Origin of the sequence: Thalassotalea euphylliae (assembly GCF_042682785.1) — a bacterium.
Classification (GTDB): domain Bacteria; phylum Pseudomonadota; class Gammaproteobacteria; order Enterobacterales; family Alteromonadaceae; genus Thalassotalea_F; species Thalassotalea_F euphylliae.
In genome coordinates this window covers 807,067-831,634 of sequence record NZ_JBHUIB010000003.1, presented here as the reverse complement: position 1 = coordinate 831,634, position 24,568 = coordinate 807,067, and the positions used below count along the sequence as shown (strand labels likewise).

The following is a 24,568-nucleotide window of genomic DNA, read 5'->3' as shown; positions in this document are numbered from 1 at the left end:
TTCTTTTATAGGGTTTTTATTATCTAGCGCGGAAAATAATGCGACCTTTCGATAAATCGTACGGCGTCAATTCAACTGTTACTTTGTCACCAGTTAAAATACGGATGTAGTTTTTACGCATTTTACCTGAGATGTGAGCTGTAACAACGTGACCGTTTTCTAATTCTACTCGGAACATAGTGTTAGGTAAGGTTTCTAAAACCGTACCTTGCATTTCAATATTTTCTTCTTTCGCCATTGGGCGTCAAACCTCTAAAAGTGTGTCGATAATAAAACTGCGCAGATCATGCCCAATTGTGGCAGCAATGTAAAGCGATAGGGACTATTTATTTATTAATTGCCAGCGATTACCGACTAAGCGTTCATGTGGCAGGAACTTATTTTTGTAATTCATTTTCTGGCACTCATCAATTTGATAGCCCAAATAAAGATAAGGTTTATTAATTTTTTTAGCGTACTCTAGCTGACACAAAATTGAGAACATACCCATGCTTTGTTTACGATAGTCTGGGTCATAAAATGTGTATACCGCCGAAAGTGCTGACGGTAAAACGTCCGTCACCGCGACAGAAACAAGTTTTTCGCCGTCATATATTTCTAAAAATACAAAATGACATACGCTACTAAACACAAAGCCCTGGTATTGCTCTCGTGTAGCCGGATACATAGCACCGTCTTGATGAAGAGTATTGATGTAGCGTTCATACAACTCGTAATAATGTTCAGCGCTTTGATCTGTTATTCTTATCGAGTAGTTTTTATTTTTTTTATAGAGTCTTTTTTGGCTTTTGCTTGGTGTAAAGTCAGGCACTCTAACTCGGATAGACTGACATCTATTACACTGCTCACAGTGGGGGCGGTATACTTGTGAGCCACTGCGACGAAACCCTTGGTACATTAGCCAGTCATATTGATCTGAGTCTTTTTCAATGCTGTCGATGACAAGTAATAAACGTTCTTCTTTTTTAGGTAAGTAATTGCAAGGAAACGGCTTTGTGATACCTAAACGGAAATCGTACTTCATTAAACGCCTATAAATTCTAGTAATCTAATAATTTTGGTGACCAAAAATTTTCAGGTAGCACAATTAACTGTGCAACTGTTTTTTCATCGATGAATTGCTTTCTAGATATTTCAATACATCCCATGTCTGCTAAAAAAGGATTCGTTAACTGACAATCTATAAATTTAATATGTGCCGATTTTAAATGATTAGCAAGTGCTACAAGCGCAACTTTTGAGGCGTTCGGTGCGGCATAAAACATGGATTCACCACTAAAGAAACCATTTATAGCTACGCCATATAATCCCCCCACCAGAATATCTTCATCCCATACTTCAATAGAGTGTGCATGTCCTTGTTCATGCAGCGTGAGATAGGCAAGCTGCATCTCATCCGTTATCCATGTGTCTTCATTTCTAAACGGCGCATCTGCACAAAACTGTATCACCTGTTCAAATGCTTTGTTTAGCGTTACTTGGTATTTCTGTTTGTTAATGAACTTTCGTAGCGTTCGATTTATATTGATGTCATTTGTAGGGATTAACGCGCGAGGATCAGGCGACCACCACATGATCGGCTCACCTTCGCTATACCAAGGGAAAATACCTGATTTGTAGGCTGAAATTAGTCGACTTGGTGTTAAATCACCGCCAATGGCCAATAGACCATTAGGTTCATCAAGTGCTTGAGAGAGGGGAGGAAACGCCAAACTATCTGGATGAATAAAAGAGATAGTTTGGCTCATATAAGACGAGTGCTCGTTTACTTAGCGTCTAAGTAACGTTCTGCATCTAGAGCAGCCATACAACCTGCACCGGCAGATGTGATTGCTTGACGGTAAATGTGGTCAGCCACATCACCAGCAGCAAAAACACCTTCAACACTAGTCTGTGTCGCGTTACCTTCTGTACCACTGTTGATTGTTAGGTAACCGTCTTTCATGTCAAGTTGGCCTTTGAATATATCTGTATTTGGCTTGTGGCCAATTGCGATAAACACACCTTGAACATCAAACTCTTCAGTTGCGTCAGACTTGGTATCTTTGATGCGAACACCTGTAACGCCCATATCGTCGCCTAGCACTTCATCTAATGTACGGTCTAAATGAAGAGTGATGTTACCTTTCTCAACTTTATCCATTAAACGCTTCGTTAAGATTTTCTCTGAACGGAACGTGTCACGACGGTGAATTAGGTGAACTTCGCTAGCAATATTCGATAAATAAAGCGCTTCTTCAACAGCCGTGTTACCACCACCAACTACCGCTACTTTTTGGTTACGATAGAAGAAACCATCACATGTTGCACATGCAGATACACCTTTACCCATAAACGCCGTTTCTGACTCAAGACCAAGGTATTGAGCAGATGCGCCTGTACAAATGATTAACGCATCACATGTATATTCTGAGCTACCTTTCAATTTAAATGGGCGAACGTTCAAGTCAACTTCTTCAATATGGTCGAAGATGATCTCGGTATCGAATTTTTCAGCGTGTTGCTGCATACGCACCATCAAATCAGGGCCAGTTAGGTCATTTGCATCACCAGGCCAGTTTTCAACTTCAGTGGTTGTAGTTAATTGACCACCTTGTTGCATACCCGTGATCATTACTGGGTTTAAATTTGCACGAGCCGCATACACCGCTGCTGTGTAACCTGCAGGGCCAGAACCCAAAATTAGAAGAGGACAATGTCTTACGTCGCTCATGGAAACTCCAAAACTTAATTCAATCTGCTTAATTGATAGGGATTCTATGAAATAAATTCAAGGGGGTATATTAAGTTTAGTGAGATACAAAAAAAGCGCATTGATAAAAATGCGCTTTTTTATTTACACCTTTGATAGGTTTTTAAGCAAATTGCTTATGCATTTAACAATGCAACACCCGGATCAACGTATTCAAAGCCTAGGTTTTCAGCGACTTCTTTCACTGTTACTTGACCAGCAATTACGTTTAAGCCGTTTAGAAGATGTTTGTCATCTAATAAAGCTTTTTGGTATCCCTTATTCGCTAATTGAATAATATAAGGAAGTGTTGCGTTGTTTAAAGCGAATGTTGATGTGCGAGGAACAGCACCAGGCATGTTAGCTACACAGTAGTGAACTACATCATCAACAATGAAAGTTGGCTCAGCATGTGTAGTAGGCGTCGAAGTTTCAATACAACCACCTTGGTCAATCGCAACGTCTACAATTGCTGAGCCTGGCTTCATGTTTTTGATGTGCTCTTTCGTGACTAGCTTAGGTGCAGCAGCGCCTGGAATAAGTACACCACCAATTACTAGGTCAGCGTCTAACACATGCTTTTCTAAAGCATCAGCCGTTGAGTAAACTGCTTTGATGCGGTTACCAAATTGTGCATCTAGCTTACGCAATACGTTGATGTTACGGTCAAGCACTACAACGTCAGCACCCATGCCTACAGCCATTTGTGCTGCATTAGCACCAACCATACCGCCACCAATGACGACAACTTTAGCTGGCTCAACACCTGGAACGCCACCTAATAGCATACCGCGACCAGCATTTGACTTCTCTAACGCTTGAGCACCTGCTTGAATTGACATACGACCCGCAACTTCAGACATAGGAGCAAGAAGTGGAAGACCACCATGATTGTCAGTAACGGTCTCATACGCAATACAGATTGCTTTACTTTTGATTAGATCTTCTGTTTGCGGAAGGTCTGGTGCAAGGTGTAGATAAGTAAATAAGATTTGGCCTTCACGTAACATTGCACGTTCTACAGCTTGTGGTTCTTTTACTTTTACAATCATTTCTGCTTGTGCAAAGACTTCTTCAGCTGTCTTTAAAATAGACGCACCTGCATCAACGTAGTCTTGATCAGAAAAACCAATGCCGATACCAGCATTTGTTTCTACAATTACACTGTGACCGTGGTTAATTAGTTCTCGTACACTTGCTGGTACCATACCAACGCGGTACTCATGGTTTTTAATTTCCTTAGGTACACCGATAATCATATTCTTATACTCTCTGGGTTGAAATTGCTGACTAGTATAGTGGTAATTATGTAGAACATCCTGCCGTTATTTGTTAAATTGCAGAATATATAACTACAAAAACGCGATGCAATAGTGTTTGATAAATATGCCTAACCAAGCTAATAAAAAAATTGATCGCATAGATCGTAATATTTTAGTCGAACTTCAAAAAAATGGTCGATTATCGAATGTCGAGCTATCAAAGAGAGTAGGGCTAAGTCCTACGCCTTGTCTTGAACGAGTGAAAAGACTCGAAGCGGATGGCTATATCGTCGGCTACAGAGCGATATTAGATCCAGTTAAGCTAGATGCTGCGTTGCTGGTTATCGTTGAAATAACGTTAACCAAAACTAGCCCTGACGTGTTCGACGAATTTTCTAGAGCGGTTCAAGAGCTTGATGTCATCCAAGAATGTCACCTTGTGTCTGGAGATTTTGATTTTTTACTCAAAACACGCGTGCAAGATATGGCAGCATACCGAGAATTATTGGGAGACACCTTATTAAGGCTACCAGCTGTGAGCGAAAGCCGGACATATGTGGTTATGGAAGAGGTAAAATCGGCGAATGTCTTACCTATCGCACGTTAGCCCATTTTATCAAACCTAAATCTTTGCTATTTTAGCGTTTATTAGAATAATTATTTTCAGTGGTATTCCTTCATTGTCTTCATCGAATGAAAAATTAAACGGTGTTCAACGATTATTAGAAGCAGGCTTATTGTTTTGTACAGTAATCGCCATGTATCTAATGCTTGCACTATTTACCTTTGACCCGGCTGACCCAGGATGGGCACAAACGGGCTATCAAACCCCTGTTAGAAATCTAGGTGGTTCAATTGGCGCATACGTTTCAGACCTGTTGTTGAATTTGTTTGGCGTTATTGCCTACAGCCTTCCATTTGCCGTTGCAGTTGTAGGCTGGTTGTTGTTTCAAAAATACCATCGGTTGATGCAATTAGATTACCTCACACTTGGGCTCAAGCTAGTTGGTTTTTTCATGTTCTACATTGGAGTGACGTCGCTAGCGAGTATGAATTTTGATGATATCTATTACTTTTCAGCGGGTGGCATCGTAGGGGATATACTCAGTGGCACTTTCTTGCCTTATTTGTCTTTCGTTGGTAGTACGCTCCTTTTCTTGTTGTTGACGTGCTCAGGTTTTGTCTTTGTTACTGGAATCTCATGGATAAATATCGTCGACAATATTGGTAAATATGCAATTGCTGCTGTCATGTATTTACTTGGTTTACCTAAAATATTGGCAGAGAAGTTCGGTACTAGCGAGTTAGAACCGCCTATCAAGCCAGCAAAAGAAAAAGGCGAACCCAAAAACAATGATGACATTGATCCGCTGTTTGAAACACCTCAGATTGACAATCAACTTGAGCCAACACCAGATCCTGTAAAAGAGGGCTTTGATGATATTCAATTAAGTCATGATCCAGACAACTCACTTACTGAAGATGAAATCAGTGATGCTTTAGGGCCTTATGAAGAACAATCTACCCAAGATGACATTAACAGTAATGATCGTGTTGAACCGTTTATTGAAATCGATGAGTTGCTCTCTGGAACCTCAGGTAACAATGTACAAGAGAATGTGAGTGATGCGGAAATAGCAGCAGCGTTTGAACCAGTTGAAAAAATCGAAGTAGAAGAAGACACACCAACACTCCACGATAAAATTCATAAACAGCTGGCTGAAGAAAAAGAAGTGGGACCAGATCTTTCATCTATGCCATCGCTGGATTTGTTAGACCGCTCTGATAAAAAGCGCAACCCAATCGACCAAGAACAACTAGATAAAGTCTCTCGCCTAGTTGAAGAAAAGCTTGCTGAATTTGGCGTTGTTGCAACTGTTGAGGGGGTATACCCAGGCCCTGTCATCACTCGTTTTGAAGTTGACTTAGCCAAAGGTATTAAAGCAAGTAAGGTATCTGGCTTAGCCACAGATATTGCACGTTCTTTATCTGCAAAAAGTGTCCGTGTAGTAGAAGTTATTGAAGGTAAGTCTTTTATTGGTATCGAGTTACCTAACAAACATCGTGAAACCGTGTATTTTTCGGACGTCATTTCAAGTGAAGCGTTTGCTAATTCTAAATCAAATTTAGCTATGGCAATTGGTGGTGATATCTCTGGCAATCCAGTTGTTGCAGATCTCGCTAAAATGCCGCACTTATTAGTTGCTGGTACAACAGGTGCGGGTAAGTCAGTTGCCGTTAATACAATGTTAGTTAGTATCCTTTACAAGTCATCACCTGAAGACGTACGTATGATACTAATCGACCCTAAACAAGTTGAAATGGCCGTTTATGAAGGTATTCCACATCTACTTTCTGAGGTGGTTACAGACATGAAAGAAGCGGCAAATGCTTTACGCTGGTGTGTAGGTGAAATGGAACGTCGTTACCAACTCATGTCTAAGTTAGGTGTACGTAATTTAAAAGGTTACAACGACAAAGTCTTAAAAGCGATAGAGGCAGGTGAGCCAATTATCGATCCTTTGTGGCAACCAACAGACGCATTTACCCAAACTCCACCTACGCTTGAAAAACTGCCTTCAATTGTCATTGTTGTAGATGAATTTGCTGACATGATGATGATAGTGGGTAAAAAAGTTGAAGAGTTGATAGCGCGTATTGCCCAAAAGGCACGTGCAGCTGGTATTCATTTAATTCTAGCGACTCAACGCCCATCAGCTGACGTAATTACCGGTTTAATTAAAGCAAACATACCTACACGAATGGCACTGCGTGTTGGCTCTCGCATAGATTCTCGTATCATTTTAGATCAGCAAGGTGCTGAGCAATTGTTAGGTATGGGAGACATGTTTTATTTACCACCAGGTGAAGCGGTACCTGTGCGTGTTCATGGTGCATTTGTAAATGATGACGAAGTTCACTCTGTTGTGAACGATTGGAAGTCACGCGGAACGCCTGACTATATTGAAGAAATCAAGTCGGGTGACACGGAACAAGAAATTTTATTACCAGGCGAGCAAGCAGAAGCAGCTGATGCTGCAGAGCTAGATCCACTATTTGATGAAGCGTTAATGTTTGTCACAGAAACACGTCGCGTATCTATTTCCTCCGTTCAACGTAAATTTAGAATTGGCTATAACCGTGCAGCTCGCATTGTAGAAGAGATGGAAATGCAAGGCATGGTGTCAAAACCAGGGCACAATGGCGCTAGGGAAGTGCTTGCTCCACCACCGGTTAAAGATTAAGAGAATTTTATGATAGATAAATTGAAGCCACTCGCGGCAGCGATAGCTGTTTCGATTGGCTACCTAGTTTCTTTTTCATGTGAAGCAGAAACAGTAGAAAATTTAACTGTATTGAAAGAAACACAGGAAAAGAGCGTTGCAAAGCAAACGCTTATGTCTACGCTAGCACAAATGAACAACTTGTCTGCATCGTTTAAGCAAGATGTCAAAGACACCAGCGATGAACTCATTCAACAAGGGGAAGGTAAATTTGTTATTGCTAAACCTAACCTAATGGTATGGCAAACCTTTTTACCGGATGAATCCACGATTACGTCGGACGGTGAGACTATATGGTTGTTTGACCCTTTTATTGAGCAAGTAACGGCATACTCCTTGGCGCAAAGTGTGAAAAATACCCCAATATTACTGCTTACCACAACAGATGAGTCACTCTGGGATAACTACCTTGTTGAGGGAAATTTAGAAAACGGTTTCCACATTTCTTCACAAGACCAAGACGCGCAAATTAAGACACTTAGTTTAGCGTTCAGTGGAAACGTGCTAACGAGCTTTTCATTTGAAGATGTGACTGGTCAAAAAAGTTATTTTAGCCTCGCAGATATCCAAATGAATCAAACGTTGCCGAATGGCCTATTTAGTTTTGAAGTCCCTGAAGGGATTTTGTTAGATGACCAACGCTAACGGTACATTAGATTTGTCATTCGAACAGCCAAGCGGCTTTATGCCACTGGCTGCTCGCATGCGCCCCAAAAACCTGGATGAATATGTAGGTCAACAACATATTTTAGGGCCGAATTCACCACTTCGATTAGCAATCGAGCAAAAGCAAAGTCAATCTGTCATTTTTTGGGGGCCACCAGGTACGGGTAAAACAACGTTAGCTGAAATTATTGCCAGCCACGCTGACGCTGACATAGCAAGAATCTCAGCCGTCACAGACGGTATAAAAGAAATTCGAAAGGCGATAGACGAGGCAAAAGAGCGCTTAATACACCACAGCAAACGAACGGTGTTGTTTGTAGATGAGGTACATAGGTTCAACAAAAGCCAACAAGATGCTTTTTTACCGCATATTGAAGATGGCACTATCATTTTTATCGGCGCTACCACTGAAAACCCCGCATTTGAGTTAAACAGAGCATTACTGTCTCGAACACGCGTATACACATTGAAGTCTCTAGACAATGAAGACCTTCGCTTAGTACTCAATCGAGCACTGGTATTGTTGTCAAATGAGCGAGGGAAAAACGTTTTACTAGACGAAGAAGCAACTGAAAACCTGTTAGCTGTTGCGTCGGGAGATGCTCGACGACTGTTGAACCTTCTTGAAAACTGCGTAGACCAGTATCAGGAACTTGAAGCGTTAACAAAAAAGGAAGTTCTTGCGGTCGCCGGCTCAAAAGTAGCGATGTACGACAAAGGTGGTGACGCATTTTACGACTTAATTAGCGCTTATCATAAGTCTGTAAGGGGCTCTGATCCCGATGCGGCGCTGTATTGGTACGCAAGAATTATTACTGCCGGAGGAGATCCGCTTTACGTCGCTCGTCGCCTGTTGGCTATCGCAAGCGAAGATGTTGGAAATGCCGACCCTCGTGCAATGCAACTTGCTATCAATGCTTGGGATACGTTTCAACGTGTTGGTGCGACTGAAGGCGAAAGAGCTATTGCTCAGGCTACTGTGTATCTAGCGCTAGCACCCAAATCAAACGCTGTGTATCAAGCATTTAATCAAGCAAAGCAGCTTGCTAAACAAACAAGTCACTTAGACGTTCCTCCACATTTAAAAAATGCAACCAGCCAAATAACAAAAGAGCTAGGACATGGCGCTGAGTATCGATACGCACATAATGAAGATTATGCTTTTGCGGCAGGAGAGTCTTATTTACCAGAACCAATAAGCGATACACGTTTGTACTTCCCGAGTGATAGGGGACTTGAAAGACAGTTAAAGGAAAAGCGCGAATTTTTGGATAAATTAAACAGGGAAAGCCATGAGCAGCGCTATAAGTAATTTACATTTGTACCTGCTAGTCGCTATCGGTGGTGCAACCGGAGCGACGTTGCGCTTTTTTATTTCGCAAATCGTGTTAAATTGGCTCGGAAAGGGATTCCCTTTTGCGACATTGATCGTTAATATTTCCGGCTCATTTATTATGGGTTTTTTATACGGGTTAATTGAACAAGGTGTAATTAGCGTTTCAATTTCACGAACATTAGTTGGAATTGGTTTTCTTGGCGCATTTACAACGTTTTCGACCTTCTCGTTAGATACCGTGTTGTTAATTCAACAAGGTGAATTTTTGAAAGCTATCGCCAATGTATTACTTAATGTAGTGCTATGTGTAAGTGCTGCGGCGATAGGTATGTATATTGTGACAAATAGATAACAAGTGACAAACAATGCTTGACGCAAAACTTTTTAGAACAGACATCGAACAAACAGCCGCTTTACTCGCAAAGCGCGGTTTTACATTAAACACAGAAGAATTAAAAACGCTTGAAGAGCAACGCAAAGCTATTCAAGTGAAAACGCAAGAACTACAAAGTGAGCGTAACACACGTTCTAAATCAATTGGTCAGGCAAAAGCACGTGGTGAAGATATTCAGCCACTATTAGCTGAAGTAGGTCAATTAGGTGAGCAACTAGAAGCTGCCAAAGAAGAAGAAAAAAGCGTTCTTAAAGCAATTAACGATATTGTTTCTGGCGTCCCCAATATTGTGCATGAATCCGTGCCCACAGGTGAAAGTGAGGATGATAACGTAGAAGTGCGTCGCTGGGGTACACCACGTGAATTCGATTTTGATGTGAAGGATCATGTTGATGTGGCGACAGCGCTTGATAAAGGCTTAGACTTTGAAAGTGGTGCAAAATTAGCAGGTACACGTTTCGTTGTAATGCGCGGTCAAATTGCTAAATTACACCGCGCACTAGCACAATTCATGTTGGATGTGCACAGCAACGAACATGGCTACGAAGAAATGTATGTACCATATTTAGTTAACCATGACTCACTTTACGGTACTGGTCAATTACCTAAGTTTGGTGAAGATCTATTCCATACAGATCTGTCTTCAAAAACATTTAGCTTGATTCCAACCGCTGAAGTACCTTTGACCAACCTTGTTCGTGATGAAATTGTTGATGAGCAAGAGCTACCGATTAAAATGACCGCACATACTCCGTGTTTCAGAAGTGAAGCCGGCTCTTCGGGGCGAGACATTCGCGGCCTAATTCGTCAGCATCAGTTTGACAAGGTTGAAATGGTACAGTTAGTAAAACCAGAAACTTCATTCGATGCGCTGGATGAGCTAACAAGCCATGCTGAAAACATTCTGAAAAAATTAGAGCTTCCGTTTAGAACCGTTGTGCTGTGTACAGGGGATATCGGATTTAGTGCGACAAAAACATTTGATATTGAAGTTTGGCTGCCGGCACAAAATACGTACCGTGAAATTTCGTCTTGTTCAAACATGGGTGACTTCCAAGCTCGTCGTATGCAAGCACGTTTTCGTAATAGCGAAACGAATAAGCCAGAATTAATGCACACATTGAACGGTTCCGGTTTAGCAGTAGGGCGCACATTAGTTGCTATTCTAGAGAATTATCAACAAGCAGATGGTAGTGTAGAAATTCCAAAAGTACTTCAGCCATACATGGGTGGTCAAACCCACATAGGCAAGTAGCATCTTCATCGTTAGAAAGAAATCCGGCTTTTTGCCGGATTTTTTGTAAGCGCTTTTCAAGTTAACAGGTCTTACATAGCAATAGTCGTTGTTTCTGAGCCAGGTGTTTATTCTTGATTAAAAATCTATTACTTCAAGCTATTGTCTTTATTGCCATATTTATGTTTATTTCTTGGATAAGAGAAACAGACATGTTGGCTACAGACACTAAAATTGAACAGTCATATGTATTGTCTGATTTACACGGTCAGCAAATTAATTTAGCTACGGGTGATAAGCCAGCTGTATTTTATTTTTTTGCACCGTGGTGTGAGATTTGCCACTTAAGTATTGGTAATTTGCAATCTGTCTATGAAAAGAACGAAAACCTCGATGTATACGCCATAGCATTGGACTTTACATCGCAACAAGAAGTTGAAAAATTCACGGCACGTCATCAACTTACGTTTCCTGTACTACTGGGTAATGAAAGTGTTAAACAAGACTTTAAAATATCAGGATACCCAAGTTACTACGTTGTAGATGAAGGTAATAAAGTGACATCTAAAGCACTTGGTTATTCTACAGAGCTGGGTATCTACTTAAGATCGCTTTAAGGCTTCTGATCACCCCGTTGTTTGTGTACACTTAGCGTTTCACAAATTAAAAAAAGAATAATGTCTATGCAAATCACTGCAAATTTCGACAGTGGCAATATTCGTGTTATTGCTGCTGATTCTCCTAGTGATATCCAGCTGGAAATTGTCAAAGATAATGACTCTGAGTTTTATCAGTGGTTCCATTTCAAACTCCATAACAATGAGCGTGTAGAACATAAACTCACCATCAAGAATGCAGGTCAATCTGCATATGTAGAAGGGTGGGATGACTACCAAGCCGTTGCCTCTTATGATCGTGAACACTGGTTTAGAGTGCCAACCGAATATGATGGCCAAAACCTTACGATTTCTTTAATGCCGGAATTTGACTCTGTCTATTTCGCTTATTTTCAACCATACAGCTATGAACGTCATCAAGATCTATTGCACCAAGCACAACTAGATATTGACTGCCAACTTCAAGTGCTTGGGCAAACGTTAGATGGCCGTGACATGTCGCTACTTAAAATTGGCGAAGAAGGTGAAGGGAAGAAAGTGGTGTGGATAACAGCCCGCCAGCATCCAGGTGAAACCATGGCAGAATGGTTCATGGAAGGATTTATTGATCGTTTACTTGATGAAGATGACGGTACAGCACGCGCTTTACTTAATAAAGCCGTGTTCTATTTAGTACCAAATATGAATCCAGACGGCAGCGTTCGTGGTCATTTAAGAACTAATGCGAAAGGAGTAAATTTAAATCGAGAGTGGCAATCGCCGTCGATGGAAAATAGCCCTGAAGTATATTTGGTCACTGAAAAGATGCATGAAACTGGTGTTGATATGCATTTAGATATTCATGGCGATGAGGCCCTGCCGTATAACTTCGTTGCAGGTTGTGAAGGGATACCGTCATATGATGAACGCCACAAAGCGCTTGAAGACAAATTTAAACAAGTGCTGCTTGCCATCACACCTGAGTTCCAAGATGACAAAGGTTACGATAAAGACGAGCCAGGCCAAGCCAACTTGACTGTTGGAAGTAATTGGGTTGGTGAAACGTTTAAGTGTTTAGCATACACAATTGAAATGCCATTCAAGGACAATTGTTTACTGCCAGATTACAGTGTTGGTTGGTCAGGGGAGCGTAGTAGCTTATTTGGCCGTGATGTACTAACAGCCATCTACCACGTAGTAGACGACTTAAGATAATAATAACAACCGGAGTATTTAGGTGTCAGATCTATTTCAAACTTTAAATAGTATTATTTGGAGTCCCGCGCTCATTTACCTTTGTTTAGGTGCAGGTCTTTTCTTTTCTGTTATTACACGTTTTGTACAAGTAAGACATTTCAAAGAAATGTGTCGACTTTTACTTTCAGGTAAAAGCTCAGAACAGGGTATTTCTTCTTTTCAGGCTCTAGCGGTATCGCTTTCTGGCCGTGTAGGTACTGGTAACATTGCAGGTGTTGCAGCTGCTATAGGTTTTGGTGGTCCAGGCGCAGTATTTTGGATGTGGGTAGTGGCATTTTTTGGTGCTGCAACAGCTTACGTAGAATCAACTAACGCTCAAATCTATAAAGAAGAGGAAGACGGCATTTACCGTGGTGGTCCTGCTTACTACATCGAAAAAGCAATGGGTCAAAAGTGGTATGCGTGGTTATTCGCTTTCTCAACCATTTTAGCCTGTGGTGCGTTACTACCGGTTGTTCAATCAAACGGTATCGGTGACTCGCTAGTTAACGTGTTTGGTAGCGGTGGCACGGTTTCAACGTTCATCGGTGATGTTGCGTTAACAAAAGTCTACGCGGCATTTTTCATCGTAGTGGTGTTAGGTTTCATTATTTTTGGTGGTGTTAAGCGTATAGCTAACTTCACTCAAGTAGTGGTTCCATTCATGGCTCTTGCTTACATCATCATTGCGTGTTCAATAATTGCGTTAAACCTAGATATGCTTCCAGGCATAGTCTCACTGATTGTGTCTGATGCATTTACGCCTATGGCTGGTGTCGGTGCTGCCATTGGATGGGGTGTAAAACGTGGCGTTTATTCAAATGAAGCTGGTCAAGGAACTGGTCCTCATGCAGCTGCCGCAGCAGAAGTTCAACATCCTGCGCAGCAAGGTTTAGTGCAAGCATTCTCTGTTTATATTGATACATTATTTGTTTGTTCAGCAACTGCATTCATGATCCTAATCACACAGCAATACAACGTAATACCAGAAGGTAGTGCAGCTATTGTACAAAATGTAGCATTGAATACAGAGATTAGTGGCCCAGCATTCACGCAATTGGCAGTTAATAGCGTATTACCAGGTGTAGGTAAGCCGTTTATCGCATTAGCACTGTTCTTCTTTGCATTTACAACGGTGTTGGCGTACTTCTTTATTGCGGACAACAATATTTCATATATCAACCGAACGTTTAAAATGCCAGTACTAAGACTTGTGTTGAAAGTAGGTATTATGGCTGCGGTTTTCTATGGAACAATCGCCGAACCAAGCGCTGCTTGGGTACTTGGTGATATTGGTGTTGGTTTGATGGCATGGTTAAATATCATCGGTATCTTAATCATCTTCTTTATGGCAAAACCAGCTATTAAGGCGTTGAAAGACTATGAACGCCAACAAAAAGAAGGTGTCGAAGAGTATACGTTCGACCCTGAAAGTTTAGGTATTGAAAACGCAGATATCTGGAAAGATAAAAAGTAATAATCAGTATTAAAAAAAACGCCCGCAAGGGCGTTTTTTTTGGTTAAAATACACGGGTAATTAAACCAACAGGAATCTCTATGGCTGTTATTGATTGCCCAGCATGCAATAAAAAAATTTCAGATAAAGCAAAAACTTGTTCTCATTGTGGTCTTGAATTAGACGGAATGAGTAGTGATAAGTTAGCAACGCTAGAAAGAGAAAAACGAGTTGCTAAACACCAAAGTTTAATGAACCACTCTTTCATTGCGCTGCTATTGTTCTGTGGCGGTTTCCTTTTTCTATTTTGGCAAGATGTAGTACCGGGATCTTGGCAATATATGACAGCGATGACGGCAACAGTATTTGGATTCATTTTTTATTTGGTTACACGCGTTAGACTTTTACTTTTAAAGAGAAACTCAAAGTAAACATGGATATTTTATCAGTAGTAGATAATCTCAATGAAGATATGTACCTGCGATTCAAAAGTGCTGCTGAAACAGGCAAGTGGCCTGAAGGTACTGAAGTAGATAAGCCTCAACGAGAAATGGCTATGCAAATTGTCATGGCTTACCAGTCTCGTGTTCTTAAATCTAAAGATATGTTAACGGTCGGTGAAGACGGACAAATTGTTAACAAAACCAAACGTGAGCTCAAAGAAGAGTTTAACGATCCAAATAATATTGCCAGGTTTTCTGATATATGATTTTTTCCAAACTGTTTGCTTCAAAAGCAGCATGGCAAGATAAAAACCCGAGCAATCGGGTTATCGCACTTGAAAAGGATTTAACGCTCGACAGCAATGAAGATAAGCAAATCATCGTTGAGCTAGCAAAAAATGATGAAAGTGATTTAGTGCGGCGCGCTGCGCTATTAAAGCTAAACGACACTTCATTTTGGCAGTCAATAGGTTTACAAGACAGCAATCAAGCGGTTAAAAAACTTGCAGCAGAGCATATAGTTAACACCATGCTTGATAGCAATGAAAAACTAGAATCAAAGTTATCTTTGCTTCCGCTTTTGCCTAAACAACTTTGTGACCAAATCTTAGAAAAGTCCAATGATGCACAACTTGTGCTCTCGCTCGTAAAACAAGTTGAAAAGCAGCAACAGCTCGTTGCTTTGTTTTGTAAAAAGCAATCGTCTGAAATCCAACATTTCATTGTGGATCAAATAGACGATATAACTACGCTTGAAAAGCTGACGAAGAAAACGACACAAGAAGATGTGTTGCAAACACTGAATACCAAGATACTGGCCATACAAGAGGCGAAGGAAAAACCTCTGAAAGTAGCAAAAGCTGCACAGTTAATTTTATCTAAACTACTCGCGTTGAAAGACAATACTGATTATCGCGTTGTGATTGAAAAGCGTGCAACTTTAGAAAACGAGTGGTCTTCAATTTCAGATGATGTGACGAATTTAGAACACGATAAGTCGTTAGAACTACAGAATAAATTTGAACATATTTCAGTAACATTAGACAAAGTGTTTGTAGCCAAGAAGGAACAATACGAACAAGAGCAAATTGCATTTAAAGCGAAACAGCAGCAAGAAGAAGCAAGAGTTTCTTTTAAAACGTTTATAAGTGCGCAATCACAAGCCATTTCTGAAGCAATTTTTGAAAATGCATCCATTGACGAAGCAAAAGTATCAGAAAACCTCACAGATTTTAGCAAACAAGTATCTGCGTCGAATCTACCAGAATTAGAAAAAGCCAGTTTCGCTAAAGATGCTAATGCATTGCTAGAACGTCTAGAAAAGGTAAGTGATATTGCTGAATCAGTATCAATCGCCACACAACTTATTTCACGTATGACACAGCAATCTCCGCCTCAAGAGATGTCTGAATATACAGAGAAACAAGAACAATTTAAGCAATGGCTTAAAGATTGGCGTGAGAATTTACAAAAAGCAGATGGCGTGTTGCCTCAATCACTGATAGAAGCACATAAAGAAATTAAATCTTCTTGGTTAAGTGCATTAGCACCGTTAGAAAAAGCACAAGATAAACAATTTCATTTTACTCAACGAAAAGTCTCGGATTTAAAGCGCCTGTTAAGTTCAGGTAAATATAATGCGGCCTTTGGTGTTTTTAATAAGTTTAAAAAGCTCTTCGACGAATTGAATACGGATTACCAGCGAAGACTACAACGTGATTTTGAGCAGTTATCTGAAAAAATGGCAGAGCTCAGCGATTGGGAACACTATATCGCCACACCTCGTAAGCAAGAATTACTTAGTGAAGTAACAGCGCTTGCAGAAACGCCATTAGATAATCCTAGTGAGCAAGCGGAGAAAGTGAAGCAGTTCAGAAAAACATGGAACTCGCTTGGCCATGCCGATGAAGCTATCGACCAAGAGCTAAACAAAGCGTTCAACGATATGTGTGAGAAAGCATTTGCGCCATGCCGCCAGTTTTACGCTGAGCAGGAAAAGGTGCGAGAAATGCATTTGGAAAAACGAAATGCCATATTAGCTGAGGCAAAATGTTTAGCAAACGAGCACCAAGGTGAAGGCGTTGACTATAAACATGTGGAGGCAAAGCTCAACAAGATTCAGCAGAGTTGGAGAAGCGCGGGAGAAGTTGATCGCAAAGTGTATAAGAAGATCAATCAAGACTTCTTAACTACCGTTAAGCCAATTAAAGCAGCTGTAGAGCATTATCACGATGTTAATATTACTGAAAAAGAGAAATTGATTAGTAAAGCAGAATCACTAAAAGCCTTAGACGATGTTTACAGTGCCGTGCAACAACTCAAGGAAATCCAAGCTACATGGAAAACGGTTGGCTATGCAGGTGTTAAAAAAGAAAACGCGCTTTGGACAGCTTTTAGAGCCATAAACGATGAGATATTTGCTAAACGCTCTGAAGTAAATCAAGAAAAGCTGGCATATGTTGCAAAAGTAACTGAACAAATCCAAGAGACGTTGGCGTCTCTAGAGAAAGACCTGGACCAGGCGACAAACGAAAAGCAAATTGACGAAATTGCAAACAAAGCAACTACGTTAAAGGAACAAGCAAACTCAAAAGACGCATACGGCGCGATTGAAAAGTTTATTGAACGAAGCCAAAGGCTAAAAAGCACATTAAAAAAAGCAGCCAAGAAATCGCAGTGGCAACGTATATTCGACTTAACTGAGCTTGCAATGAACGGTGATAGTGATTTAGTCGATGTACTAACCAATGAACAAGACCAGCAATTAACACCAACCATGCAACGGAAAATGTTGGATGCTTTAAGTAATGAGAGCGACGGCGATAGACATTTAATGACGTTACAAATGGAAATCCTCGCTGGCATTGAATCGCCTAGCGAAGATGAAAGTAAGCGTATGGAAGTGCAGGTGGGTATGATGCAAGACAAAATGAACTCAGGAGAACTTACCACGGTGGAGGATAAGTTCTGGCAATGGCTAAGTGCTAGCAGTTTATCAAGCGGGGACCTTGTATATTTGCAACGCATTCGCCCGATAATTTTGAAGTAAACAAATTCAAGCGAATAAAGTAAAAACCGGCATTAACGCCGGTTTTTTTATATCAATACAATAAACACCTGAAACCGATATTAAGGGGTGAGCTCGCCCCGAAGGTCAGTTTGCATCAATGAACAGACTTCCTGATAGTCCAAGTTTTGGCTCAGTAGGTAGTGCAGTTTTGTCAATGTCGCTTCAAGCGTCATATCTGCGCCGCTAATGAGGCCACACTTGTTTAGGCTAGCGCCCGTTGCGTAACCATCCATATTGACTTTACCTTTGATGCACTGACTGATATTGACGATGACAATACCTTTGTCTGTCGCGCCTTTTAGTGTTTTCAGTAACTTTTCATCTTGCGGTGCATTACCGACGCCGTAGCTTCTCAAAATAAGCGCTTTAACAGGTTGTTGTAGTACGTTTTCAATTAACTCGTGGCTGATACCTGGGTATAAGTGCACAACACCAACAGGCTGAGGCGTAATCTTATTTAATGTGATATCACCACCGATATTCTCATTAACTTTACCTGAGATAACCTTAATGTTGATACCTGCTTCTAGTAGAGGTTCTAGATTAGGGGAATTAAACGCATCGAAACCATCAGCATAAGCTTTTATACTGCGATTACCTCTGAAAAGCTTATTGTTAAAAAATAAACCTACTTCATTAATGGGATAGTTGGCAGCAATAAATAACGAGTTGAGGACATTAACTTGGCCGTCAGAGCGCAGTTGGCTTAAAGGTATTTGAGATCCTGTAATAATGACGGGCTTTGATAGGTTTTCAAACATAAAAGACAACGCGGATGCACTGTACGCCATGGTATCAGTGCCATGTAATACAACAAATCCGTCAAACTCGTCATAATGCGCGTAGATATCATCTGCTATGCGTTGCCAATCATTGGGTGTCATGTTAGATGAATCAATAAGTGGGTCATACTCGTTAATAACAAATTCTGGCATCTCATCTCGATAGAAATCAGGTGTCGCCTGAATTGCGTCTGTTAAATGGCCCTTCACAGGAATGTAGCCATTTTCACTTTGTTTCATACCGATCGTGCCGCCCGTATACGCGACGTATATTTTCTTTTTCATTGCGTCAAAAATAAAAAGCCCCGATGAATCGGGGCATTAAGTATTAATTTAGTTGGCAAGTCAAACAAAATGAATAAATACCTTGTGGATCGTTAAATTGATCGAGCTGTTTAACTTCATTCATAAACTGTTGTACGAGTTGAGAGGCTGGACCTTTGGTAATCGGTGCACGATCACCATAAATGGCACCGACGTATTTGGAAGCGCTGTCTAAAAAGTTTTGCCAGAATAAATCGGTAGGGCTGAGTCGTTTTTCAATAAGCTTTCTGTCGTAATCGGTTAATTCAGCAAGCTCTGCGGCAATAGCTATTGCTTCGTCTAAAGAGCCTAACTCGTCTACAAGACCAAGCTCTTTCGCTTTTACACCCGACCACACTCTGCCTTGTGCAACTTGGTCGACTTGTTCAACGCTCATGCCTCTATTTGTCGCAACTAAATCAATAAAGTCACGATAGCCGCGTTCTATACTCATTTGAAACAAAGTCGACATTTCATTAGAAAGAGGGCGTGTGACGCCAAAGCCAGATAAATCTGTTGTACCTACACCGTCAGTGTATATTCCCACCTTAGATAAGGTATTTTCCAACGTCATAAACATGCCAAAAATACCGATAGAGCCCGTAATGGTACTTGGAGAAGCGACGATTTTGTCGGCAGCAGCTGAAATCCAGTAACCCCCTGATGCGGCTAATGATCCCATAGAAGCAACAACAGGTTTACCTGCTTGCTTGATGAGTTCAATTTCTTGTCTGATCACGTCAGACGCATAAGCACTGCCGCCCGGGCTATCAACACGAAGTACAACGGCTTTTACTGAATCATCATAGCGTGCTTTTCTAAGCAGATTTGCTGTGCTTTCACCACCAATGGTACCTGCAGGTTGAGAACCGTTTAAAATAGTGCCTTTTGCTACCACAACTGCAATTTTGTTTGCTGCATTACTGCCGTCAAGGCTTAAGTCGCCATTCAAACTCTTCAAATAACTTTTGTAATCTATTTGTTTAAATGAATCGCCAGAACTACTTTTACCCACTTTTTCGATTAGCGCTTGTCGCATAGCTGCCTTAGTTTTTAGGCTATCTACCCAATCATTTTGAAGCGCGTATTCTGCATAGCTGCCATTTGCTTTGCTAAATTTTTCAATTAATGTGTCAGCGTCTTCATCAAAATTTTCAATATCTACGTTTCTTTGAATTGCGACGTCTTGCTTATACTGTTGCCACAAGTCACCTAACCATAGTTTGTTTGCCGCCTTTGCCTCATCTGACATATTGTCTCTGATATAAGGTTCAACTGCTGACTTGTATGTTCCTACACGAAAGACGTGTTGTGATACGGAAAGCTTTTCTAACATAGATTTAAAATACAGTTGGTAACTGCCAAAACCATCAAGGAGTAAAAAGCCTTTTGGGTCTAACCATACTTCGTCGGCATGGCTTGCTAAATAGTACTGTCCTTGGCTGTAGGCACCGCCAACTGCGATAATTTCTTTGCCACTTTCCTTAAAGTTGGAAAGGGCATGTCCTAGATCTTGAAGTTTACTTAAGCCAGCACCTGTCAACTGATCTAGTTTCAGCACTATCATGTTGATGCGATTATCGTGCTTAGCTGATTCGATAACGTCAATCACATTAGCAAGCAGAACTTCTGGGTTTTCTTCGCGACGATTAAACGCTTCATTTAAAAATGCATCCATTGGATCGACCGCAACTTTTTGCTCAACGAGATCACCACGAAGGTTGAGAACTAAAGCACTATTGTTAGGGACAGTTATCTGGGTATCGTCGGTTGTTAGCATGATAATAAAAAGAAACACCACCAACAGAAAGACAGCATTTATCACTACGATGCGCGTAGTGTTCAGTACGCTAAATACACCGCCAAAGAAGCGGGAAAACAGACCGCGTTTTTTATTCATTTAATTCCTAGCCGCAAAGGATTTATATTCACTAAACCGTTAATGCTACTTAATAATTACCGGTGACAGTAGTAAAAATTGTAAAATTTATTATCTTTAAAGTACGGTTTGAAATTTAATTCGGTTTTTACCGTTCTAAATATAAAAATTATCAACACTTTAGCTTATGATTCTTAAACAAATATACGCACGAATGATTGCAAAGCTTCCTGGTTTTGACGGCATACCAGCTTTAGCGATCAGACTCTATTTAGCGCCGATTTTTATTATGGCGGGTTATTCCAAGTTACAGCTTGGCAACCCTGATGTAACAGGCTTGGCTTCACTAACAGCAGACCCCAATATTGTCGGTTGGTTTGGTAATCCAGAATGGGGCTTAGGACTACCTTTTCCGACATTGCTAGCAAATTTAGCAGCATGGACAGAATTTTTAGGTGGTTGGTTACTTGTTTTTGGATTACTTACCAGACTTATCTCTATACCGTTAATGTTTACCATGTTTATCGCGGCCACATCAGTGCATTTAGACAATGGTTGGTTTGCTATAACGCCTACAAACCCTGATACGAGCCCTGCTAAAGCGCTTTCTTGGGTGGGTATTCCAGGCGCCGAAGAAAGCTTGAGTAATTCTGAAGGCACTTCTACTCGCCTCAACAAAATGCGAGAAATTTTAGAAGAAAATGGAAACACTGACTGGTTATATGCGAATGGCTCTATTGTGGTATTAAACAATGGTATCGAATTCGCCGTCACGTACTTCATTATGCTACTGGCACTTTTGTTTATCGGAGCAGGACGTTATACAAGTGTCGATTACTACTTAGGAAGGCGCTTGCTAGCAAAAGAATAAACGGCTTTAAAGCCCTTAATGAGACGCGTACAAGTAAAACCCGCACATATTGCGGGTTTTTTTATTGATGGGAGATACGGTACCATATGATTAAACAGTAAATTACAGAATGTGTATGTCGTCATCTTTTATTGAATTTCTGCAACAACGTTATTCTAACCCAAACCTCTGTGAACCTGCTCCTTCAGCAAGCGAACTAGAGCAGATTTTGCAGTCAGCCATGTCGGCACCCGATCATGCCGGATTAACGCCTTGGCAAATAACGGTAGTGTCAGGTGAAGCAAGAGCAAAATTAGCTGAAGCATTTGTCGCTTCGGTTAAAGCGAATGGTGGCGACGACGCAAAATTAGTAAAAGCAGAAAAAATGCCTTTTCGTGCGCCGATGATGTTAATTGTCAGCACCAATTATCAAGACCACCCAAAAGTGCCGGAATGTGAACAGCTAATTTCTGCAGGATGTGCTGCACATGCCATGCAATATGCAGCCTTATCGCTGGGCTATAACACAATGTGGCGAACAGGTGATATGGCGTTTTGTCACGTTGTAAAAGAAAAAATAGGCATAGATACGGATAACGACATTGTTGGGTATCTCTATTTGGGCACCGAATCAAAAGCCTTAGCTACAAAGGCGCGCAAAGATTTCTCAGAAGTAACGCGTTACCTATAAGCGCTTAAAATCTAGGATTACACATGTCATAGCACACGCCATTGCTGTTTTATACCAATGGCGAAGCATGCCCCAATAATTAAGCAAATCGCTGAGCTAACCACCCAAAACAACAAGCTGTTGCCCGGAAACATGGGCATAATCAATACAGCACCAGCGCCCCTAAAAAGAAATACGCCAGATATCATGACAAGAGCGAGCTTTTGAAAAGGTAGCCGTCTCACCGCACCAGCGCCGGCAAGTGCGATATAGCCCCATATGCATAAAATTGTGGCTATGACACTAGTGACAATACTTGGATAAAGTTCTCCTTGTCCTGCCATGCGTGCCATGTCTTCACCAGCTCCCATCGCTAAATACCAACTTGGCCCAAAAACAATACATGCAAGGTGTAAACCAGCAGCCACAAAACAAAAACATGCTCCTAAAACTAATGCTACATTAAGAGAATTATTGTTTATGTTTGACATATGATAATCCTTCTTCTGCTTTTTCTTCCATGTAGGGACAAACTTTCCAGCTATCTGGGTTCCACCCCATTAAAAATCGATAAAAGTCTGCCCAAGCGACTGGGTACAGCATGTGGATTTCTTCTTCCAGTGCGTGCCAAGAAGAAAACCTTGGGTCGTGATGATTAATTGCCAATTTAAGTTTTGCTAAATAGGTATCAAGTACGAAATTTTCTAAGCTATAGAGCGCTTCGCTTTCTAGGCCACTGCCAACCAAATACATAATATCTTTCACAGGAGAGCCTAGGCCAACATATTGAAAGTCGACCGCAGCTAACGATTTCGCATCATGATGAAAACACAAGTTTGCAAATTTAGCATCGCCATGAACTAAAGTTTGAAAAGTTGCATTATTTAATGCCGTTTCTATTTCTCTAGCATGTGTTTTGAATTGTGAAGATGCCATTTTTTGCCATTCATCTTTGCGTGTACCTAGATGCCAGTAGGTCCCTATCGGCCATAGCTGGTCGGCATTGGTGTGTAGAAAAGATGCATGAAAGTTCGCTAGCCAATCAAGAGCAATAGTTAAATTTTCTTTGTTGCCGGCCTCTTGTCTAACAAAAAAGCCGGATTCATCGAGATCTTCTAGCACTAATAAGGTTTTGTTGTCATGAGTGAATCGAGCGATAAGTTTTGGCACTCGACATTTTTTGTCCGTATGACAAGCGTAGTGTTGATAAAACGCTGATTCGACTTGGTAAGACAGTAACTTACGTTGATGTCCGGTAGCAGTGTTCCATCCTCGGGGGTGAGATGTGTTTGCCGGTGGGGCCACTATTTTCACAACATATTGTTGTTGCTGCTTCTTGCTATGAATACGGACAATTTGCCCGTAACCGCTCCACAAGTTTTGTACGTTTTCTTTTACTTCTAACGAGTCATCACGAAGGAGTTGTTTTAATTGGCCAAGACTATCCATTTGTTTAACGCATTGCATAACTTGGCCGTTACTTTACCTATATAAGAATAGGGGGGCTAGTACTTAGTTTGATGGCCTCTGGATTTTTTCAGATACAACGCGCCAAACAACGATTAAATTAGCCACTAACCATAAATCTTTAATAATGAATTGGCTAAGCCCTGTTAACAACGTTTCAGCACTTAATCCACCGCCAGTGGTAAAAATAAAGGTTTGTGTCACAACAAATACAGCACCACAGCCTAAAATGCCGGCTAAAAGTAGCAATCGATGGCGCAGTGCAACGCCTAGCACCAACGCCAGGGTTACTAATAGATCGTATACACCAATCGCATTTGAGACTTCTTGTAAATCACCAACACTATACATCCATGACATTAACGGTGAGTTGGCGACTAAAGATTCTATACCTTTGGCTTCAAATTCATAAAACTTCATGCCACCAATCCATAACATGACAATTGCGACAGGAATAACGTTTAAAAGTGCATGTTGAGAAGAAGAGAATTTATCTTTATACACTAGGAATAAAACAAGTGGGATTAAAGCGAAATATTTAATGATTCCTTGGCCTGAACCAATGATTGGAAAGCCGCCAAGGCTCGCCATCCAACGACCACTATCAAGTAATGTTACTAGTGGAATTACTGCTAATGTAACGAGGCTGAATGCGCTTATAACGCCAAATCGTTGCGTTTTTGTAAATACTGTTATGCTTATGCCTGCAAAGATAAAGTAGATAGACGCAATAACAATGAGCAGATTTTCAGGTATTAGGCTACTTAACTGGTAAAAGTTAAACGTGGCGTTTAGTGCTTTGGGGTTGGCACCAAGGAGAAATGAAATACCTAAAAGTACTAACGAAAACGTTAGAATGCCAGAGATGATAAAATCTGACTGCCGATTGTTCATAATGTTGTCCTGTTA

24 protein-coding genes are annotated in these 24,568 nt (G+C 40.9%); 14 read left to right on the top strand and 10 right to left on the bottom strand.

What is annotated here, in order from left to right; genetic code table 11:
* Positions 1–19 precede the first annotated feature (19 nt).
* The 5 genes from infA to ald form a co-directional block, all read right to left on the bottom strand.
* On the bottom strand, positions 20–238 hold the full coding sequence (gene infA / locus ACFSJY_RS11050; protein WP_093328826.1) for a translation initiation factor IF-1: 219 nt from the start codon (positions 236–238) through the stop codon (positions 20–22).
* A gap of 84 nt (positions 239–322) precedes the next feature.
* A complete protein-coding gene (locus ACFSJY_RS11045) occupies positions 323–1,024 on the bottom strand; it encodes an arginyltransferase (RefSeq protein ID WP_386034198.1) in 702 nt (233 codons plus the stop codon).
* Between the two features lie 16 nt (positions 1,025–1,040).
* The gene (gene aat, locus ACFSJY_RS11040; protein WP_386034196.1) at positions 1,041–1,748 is read right to left on the bottom strand and encodes a leucyl/phenylalanyl-tRNA--protein transferase; all 708 of its coding nucleotides are present in this window, start codon (positions 1,746–1,748) and stop codon (positions 1,041–1,043) included.
* 17 nt (positions 1,749–1,765) lie between these two features.
* A complete protein-coding gene (gene trxB, locus ACFSJY_RS11035) occupies positions 1,766–2,713 on the bottom strand; it encodes a thioredoxin-disulfide reductase (RefSeq protein ID WP_386034194.1) in 948 nt (315 codons plus the stop codon).
* Between the two features lie 155 nt (positions 2,714–2,868).
* Positions 2,869–3,990 carry an alanine dehydrogenase gene (ald, locus tag ACFSJY_RS11030; RefSeq protein WP_386034192.1) on the bottom strand — a complete coding sequence of 374 codons (1,122 nt, stop codon included), beginning with the start codon at positions 3,988–3,990 and terminating at the stop codon, positions 2,869–2,871.
* Between the two features lie 127 nt (positions 3,991–4,117).
* Between ald and lrp the strand changes: the two genes are divergently transcribed.
* The 12 genes from lrp to ACFSJY_RS10970 all read left to right on the top strand — a co-directional run bounded on the left by lrp (position 4,118) and on the right by ACFSJY_RS10970 (position 17,687).
* The gene (lrp, locus tag ACFSJY_RS11025) at positions 4,118–4,600 is read left to right on the top strand and encodes a leucine-responsive transcriptional regulator Lrp (RefSeq protein ID WP_386034190.1); all 483 of its coding nucleotides are present in this window, start codon (positions 4,118–4,120) and stop codon (positions 4,598–4,600) included.
* Between the two features lie 73 nt (positions 4,601–4,673).
* Positions 4,674–7,238, top strand: coding sequence for a DNA translocase FtsK (locus ACFSJY_RS11020; RefSeq protein WP_386034188.1), 2,565 nt, complete (start codon positions 4,674–4,676; stop codon positions 7,236–7,238).
* Positions 7,239–7,247: 9 nt separating this feature from the next.
* Positions 7,248–7,922, top strand: coding sequence for an outer membrane lipoprotein periplasmic chaperone LolA (gene lolA, locus ACFSJY_RS11015; protein ID WP_386034186.1), 675 nt, complete (start codon positions 7,248–7,250; stop codon positions 7,920–7,922).
* A complete protein-coding gene (locus ACFSJY_RS11010; protein WP_386034184.1) occupies positions 7,909–9,255 on the top strand; it encodes a replication-associated recombination protein A in 1,347 nt (448 codons plus the stop codon). Before lolA ends, ACFSJY_RS11010 begins: the two co-directional genes overlap by 14 nt.
* Positions 9,236–9,631, top strand: coding sequence for a fluoride efflux transporter CrcB (gene crcB / locus ACFSJY_RS11005; protein WP_386034182.1), 396 nt, complete (start codon positions 9,236–9,238; stop codon positions 9,629–9,631). The genes ACFSJY_RS11010 and crcB overlap by 20 nt, the downstream gene beginning before the upstream one ends.
* A gap of 13 nt (positions 9,632–9,644) precedes the next feature.
* Complete coding sequence (gene serS, locus ACFSJY_RS11000) at positions 9,645–10,928, top strand: serine--tRNA ligase (RefSeq protein WP_386034180.1); 1,284 nt, start codon at positions 9,645–9,647, stop codon at positions 10,926–10,928.
* A gap of 113 nt (positions 10,929–11,041) precedes the next feature.
* Positions 11,042–11,524: a TlpA family protein disulfide reductase gene (locus tag ACFSJY_RS10995; RefSeq protein WP_386034178.1), complete on the top strand. Its 483-nt coding sequence runs from the start codon at positions 11,042–11,044 to the stop codon at positions 11,522–11,524.
* A gap of 66 nt (positions 11,525–11,590) precedes the next feature.
* Complete coding sequence (locus ACFSJY_RS10990) at positions 11,591–12,718, top strand: M14 family metallopeptidase (RefSeq protein WP_386034175.1); 1,128 nt, start codon at positions 11,591–11,593, stop codon at positions 12,716–12,718.
* Between the two features lie 22 nt (positions 12,719–12,740).
* Positions 12,741–14,216, top strand: a complete 1,476-nt coding sequence (locus ACFSJY_RS10985; protein WP_386034173.1) for an alanine/glycine:cation symporter family protein — start codon at positions 12,741–12,743, stop codon at positions 14,214–14,216.
* Positions 14,217–14,296: 80 nt separating this feature from the next.
* Positions 14,297–14,626, top strand: coding sequence for a zinc-ribbon domain-containing protein (locus ACFSJY_RS10980; RefSeq protein ID WP_386034171.1), 330 nt, complete (start codon positions 14,297–14,299; stop codon positions 14,624–14,626).
* A gap of 2 nt (positions 14,627–14,628) precedes the next feature.
* The gene (locus tag ACFSJY_RS10975) at positions 14,629–14,904 is read left to right on the top strand and encodes a YeaC family protein (RefSeq protein WP_386034169.1); all 276 of its coding nucleotides are present in this window, start codon (positions 14,629–14,631) and stop codon (positions 14,902–14,904) included.
* A complete protein-coding gene (locus ACFSJY_RS10970) occupies positions 14,901–17,687 on the top strand; it encodes a DUF349 domain-containing protein (protein ID WP_386034167.1) in 2,787 nt (928 codons plus the stop codon). The genes ACFSJY_RS10975 and ACFSJY_RS10970 overlap by 4 nt, the downstream gene beginning before the upstream one ends.
* An 80-nt stretch (positions 17,688–17,767) precedes the next feature.
* Here the strand turns inward: ACFSJY_RS10970 and ansA are convergent, their stop codons facing one another.
* Positions 17,768–18,775 carry an asparaginase gene (gene ansA, locus ACFSJY_RS10965; protein WP_386034165.1) on the bottom strand — a complete coding sequence of 336 codons (1,008 nt, stop codon included), beginning with the start codon at positions 18,773–18,775 and terminating at the stop codon, positions 17,768–17,770.
* Between the two features lie 43 nt (positions 18,776–18,818).
* Entirely contained in the window at positions 18,819–20,693 is a 1,875-nt protein-coding gene (sppA, locus tag ACFSJY_RS10960; RefSeq protein WP_386034163.1) for a signal peptide peptidase SppA, read from the bottom strand.
* 193 nt (positions 20,694–20,886) lie between these two features.
* On the opposite strand from sppA, the gene ACFSJY_RS10955 reads away from it, so the two are divergent.
* Both ACFSJY_RS10955 and ACFSJY_RS10950 read left to right on the top strand, forming a co-directional pair.
* Positions 20,887–21,543 (top strand): HvfX family Cu-binding RiPP maturation protein, encoded by a 657-nt coding sequence (locus ACFSJY_RS10955; protein WP_386034161.1) that lies wholly within the window; start codon positions 20,887–20,889, stop codon positions 21,541–21,543.
* A gap of 115 nt (positions 21,544–21,658) precedes the next feature.
* Positions 21,659–22,213, top strand: coding sequence for a nitroreductase family protein (locus ACFSJY_RS10950; RefSeq protein WP_386034159.1), 555 nt, complete (start codon positions 21,659–21,661; stop codon positions 22,211–22,213).
* 26 nt (positions 22,214–22,239) lie between these two features.
* Here ACFSJY_RS10950 and ACFSJY_RS10945 read toward each other — a convergent pair whose 3' ends face one another.
* The 3 genes from ACFSJY_RS10945 to ACFSJY_RS10935 are packed head-to-tail and all read right to left on the bottom strand — an operon-like array spanning position 22,240 to position 24,553.
* Positions 22,240–22,683 (bottom strand): hypothetical protein, encoded by a 444-nt coding sequence (locus ACFSJY_RS10945; RefSeq protein ID WP_386034157.1) that lies wholly within the window; start codon positions 22,681–22,683, stop codon positions 22,240–22,242.
* Complete coding sequence (locus ACFSJY_RS10940; RefSeq protein WP_386034155.1) at positions 22,664–23,659, bottom strand: phosphotransferase; 996 nt, start codon at positions 23,657–23,659, stop codon at positions 22,664–22,666. The genes ACFSJY_RS10945 and ACFSJY_RS10940 overlap by 20 nt, the downstream gene beginning before the upstream one ends.
* Before the next feature lie 45 nt (positions 23,660–23,704).
* Positions 23,705–24,553 (bottom strand): DUF417 family protein, encoded by an 849-nt coding sequence (locus tag ACFSJY_RS10935; RefSeq protein ID WP_386034153.1) that lies wholly within the window; start codon positions 24,551–24,553, stop codon positions 23,705–23,707.
* Positions 24,554–24,568 lie beyond the last annotated feature (15 nt).

Coding starts and splice junctions, on each gene's coding strand:
- infA (WP_093328826.1), bottom strand. CDS start 238: ATGGCGAAAGAAGAAAATATTGAAATGCAAGGTACGGTTTTAGAAACC.
- ACFSJY_RS11045 (WP_386034198.1), bottom strand. CDS start 1,024: ATGAAGTACGATTTCCGTTTAGGTATCACAAAGCCGTTTCCTTGCAAT.
- aat (WP_386034196.1), bottom strand. CDS start 1,748: ATGAGCCAAACTATCTCTTTTATTCATCCAGATAGTTTGGCGTTTCCT.
- trxB (WP_386034194.1), bottom strand. CDS start 2,713: ATGAGCGACGTAAGACATTGTCCTCTTCTAATTTTGGGTTCTGGCCCT.
- ald (WP_386034192.1), bottom strand. CDS start 3,990: ATGATTATCGGTGTACCTAAGGAAATTAAAAACCATGAGTACCGCGTT.
- lrp (WP_386034190.1), top strand. CDS start 4,118: ATGCCTAACCAAGCTAATAAAAAAATTGATCGCATAGATCGTAATATT.
- lolA (WP_386034186.1), top strand. CDS start 7,248: ATGATAGATAAATTGAAGCCACTCGCGGCAGCGATAGCTGTTTCGATT.
- ACFSJY_RS11010 (WP_386034184.1), top strand. CDS start 7,909: ATGACCAACGCTAACGGTACATTAGATTTGTCATTCGAACAGCCAAGC.
- crcB (WP_386034182.1), top strand. CDS start 9,236: ATGAGCAGCGCTATAAGTAATTTACATTTGTACCTGCTAGTCGCTATC.
- serS (WP_386034180.1), top strand. CDS start 9,645: ATGCTTGACGCAAAACTTTTTAGAACAGACATCGAACAAACAGCCGCT.
- ACFSJY_RS10990 (WP_386034175.1), top strand. CDS start 11,591: ATGCAAATCACTGCAAATTTCGACAGTGGCAATATTCGTGTTATTGCT.
- ACFSJY_RS10980 (WP_386034171.1), top strand. CDS start 14,297: ATGGCTGTTATTGATTGCCCAGCATGCAATAAAAAAATTTCAGATAAA.
- ACFSJY_RS10975 (WP_386034169.1), top strand. CDS start 14,629: ATGGATATTTTATCAGTAGTAGATAATCTCAATGAAGATATGTACCTG.
- ACFSJY_RS10970 (WP_386034167.1), top strand. CDS start 14,901: ATGATTTTTTCCAAACTGTTTGCTTCAAAAGCAGCATGGCAAGATAAA.
- ansA (WP_386034165.1), bottom strand. CDS start 18,775: ATGAAAAAGAAAATATACGTCGCGTATACGGGCGGCACGATCGGTATG.
- sppA (WP_386034163.1), bottom strand. CDS start 20,693: ATGAATAAAAAACGCGGTCTGTTTTCCCGCTTCTTTGGCGGTGTATTT.
- ACFSJY_RS10955 (WP_386034161.1), top strand. CDS start 20,887: ATGATTGCAAAGCTTCCTGGTTTTGACGGCATACCAGCTTTAGCGATC.
- ACFSJY_RS10950 (WP_386034159.1), top strand. CDS start 21,659: ATGTCGTCATCTTTTATTGAATTTCTGCAACAACGTTATTCTAACCCA.
- ACFSJY_RS10945 (WP_386034157.1), bottom strand. CDS start 22,683: ATGTCAAACATAAACAATAATTCTCTTAATGTAGCATTAGTTTTAGGA.
- ACFSJY_RS10940 (WP_386034155.1), bottom strand. CDS start 23,659: ATGCAATGCGTTAAACAAATGGATAGTCTTGGCCAATTAAAACAACTC.
- ACFSJY_RS10935 (WP_386034153.1), bottom strand. CDS start 24,553: ATGAACAATCGGCAGTCAGATTTTATCATCTCTGGCATTCTAACGTTT.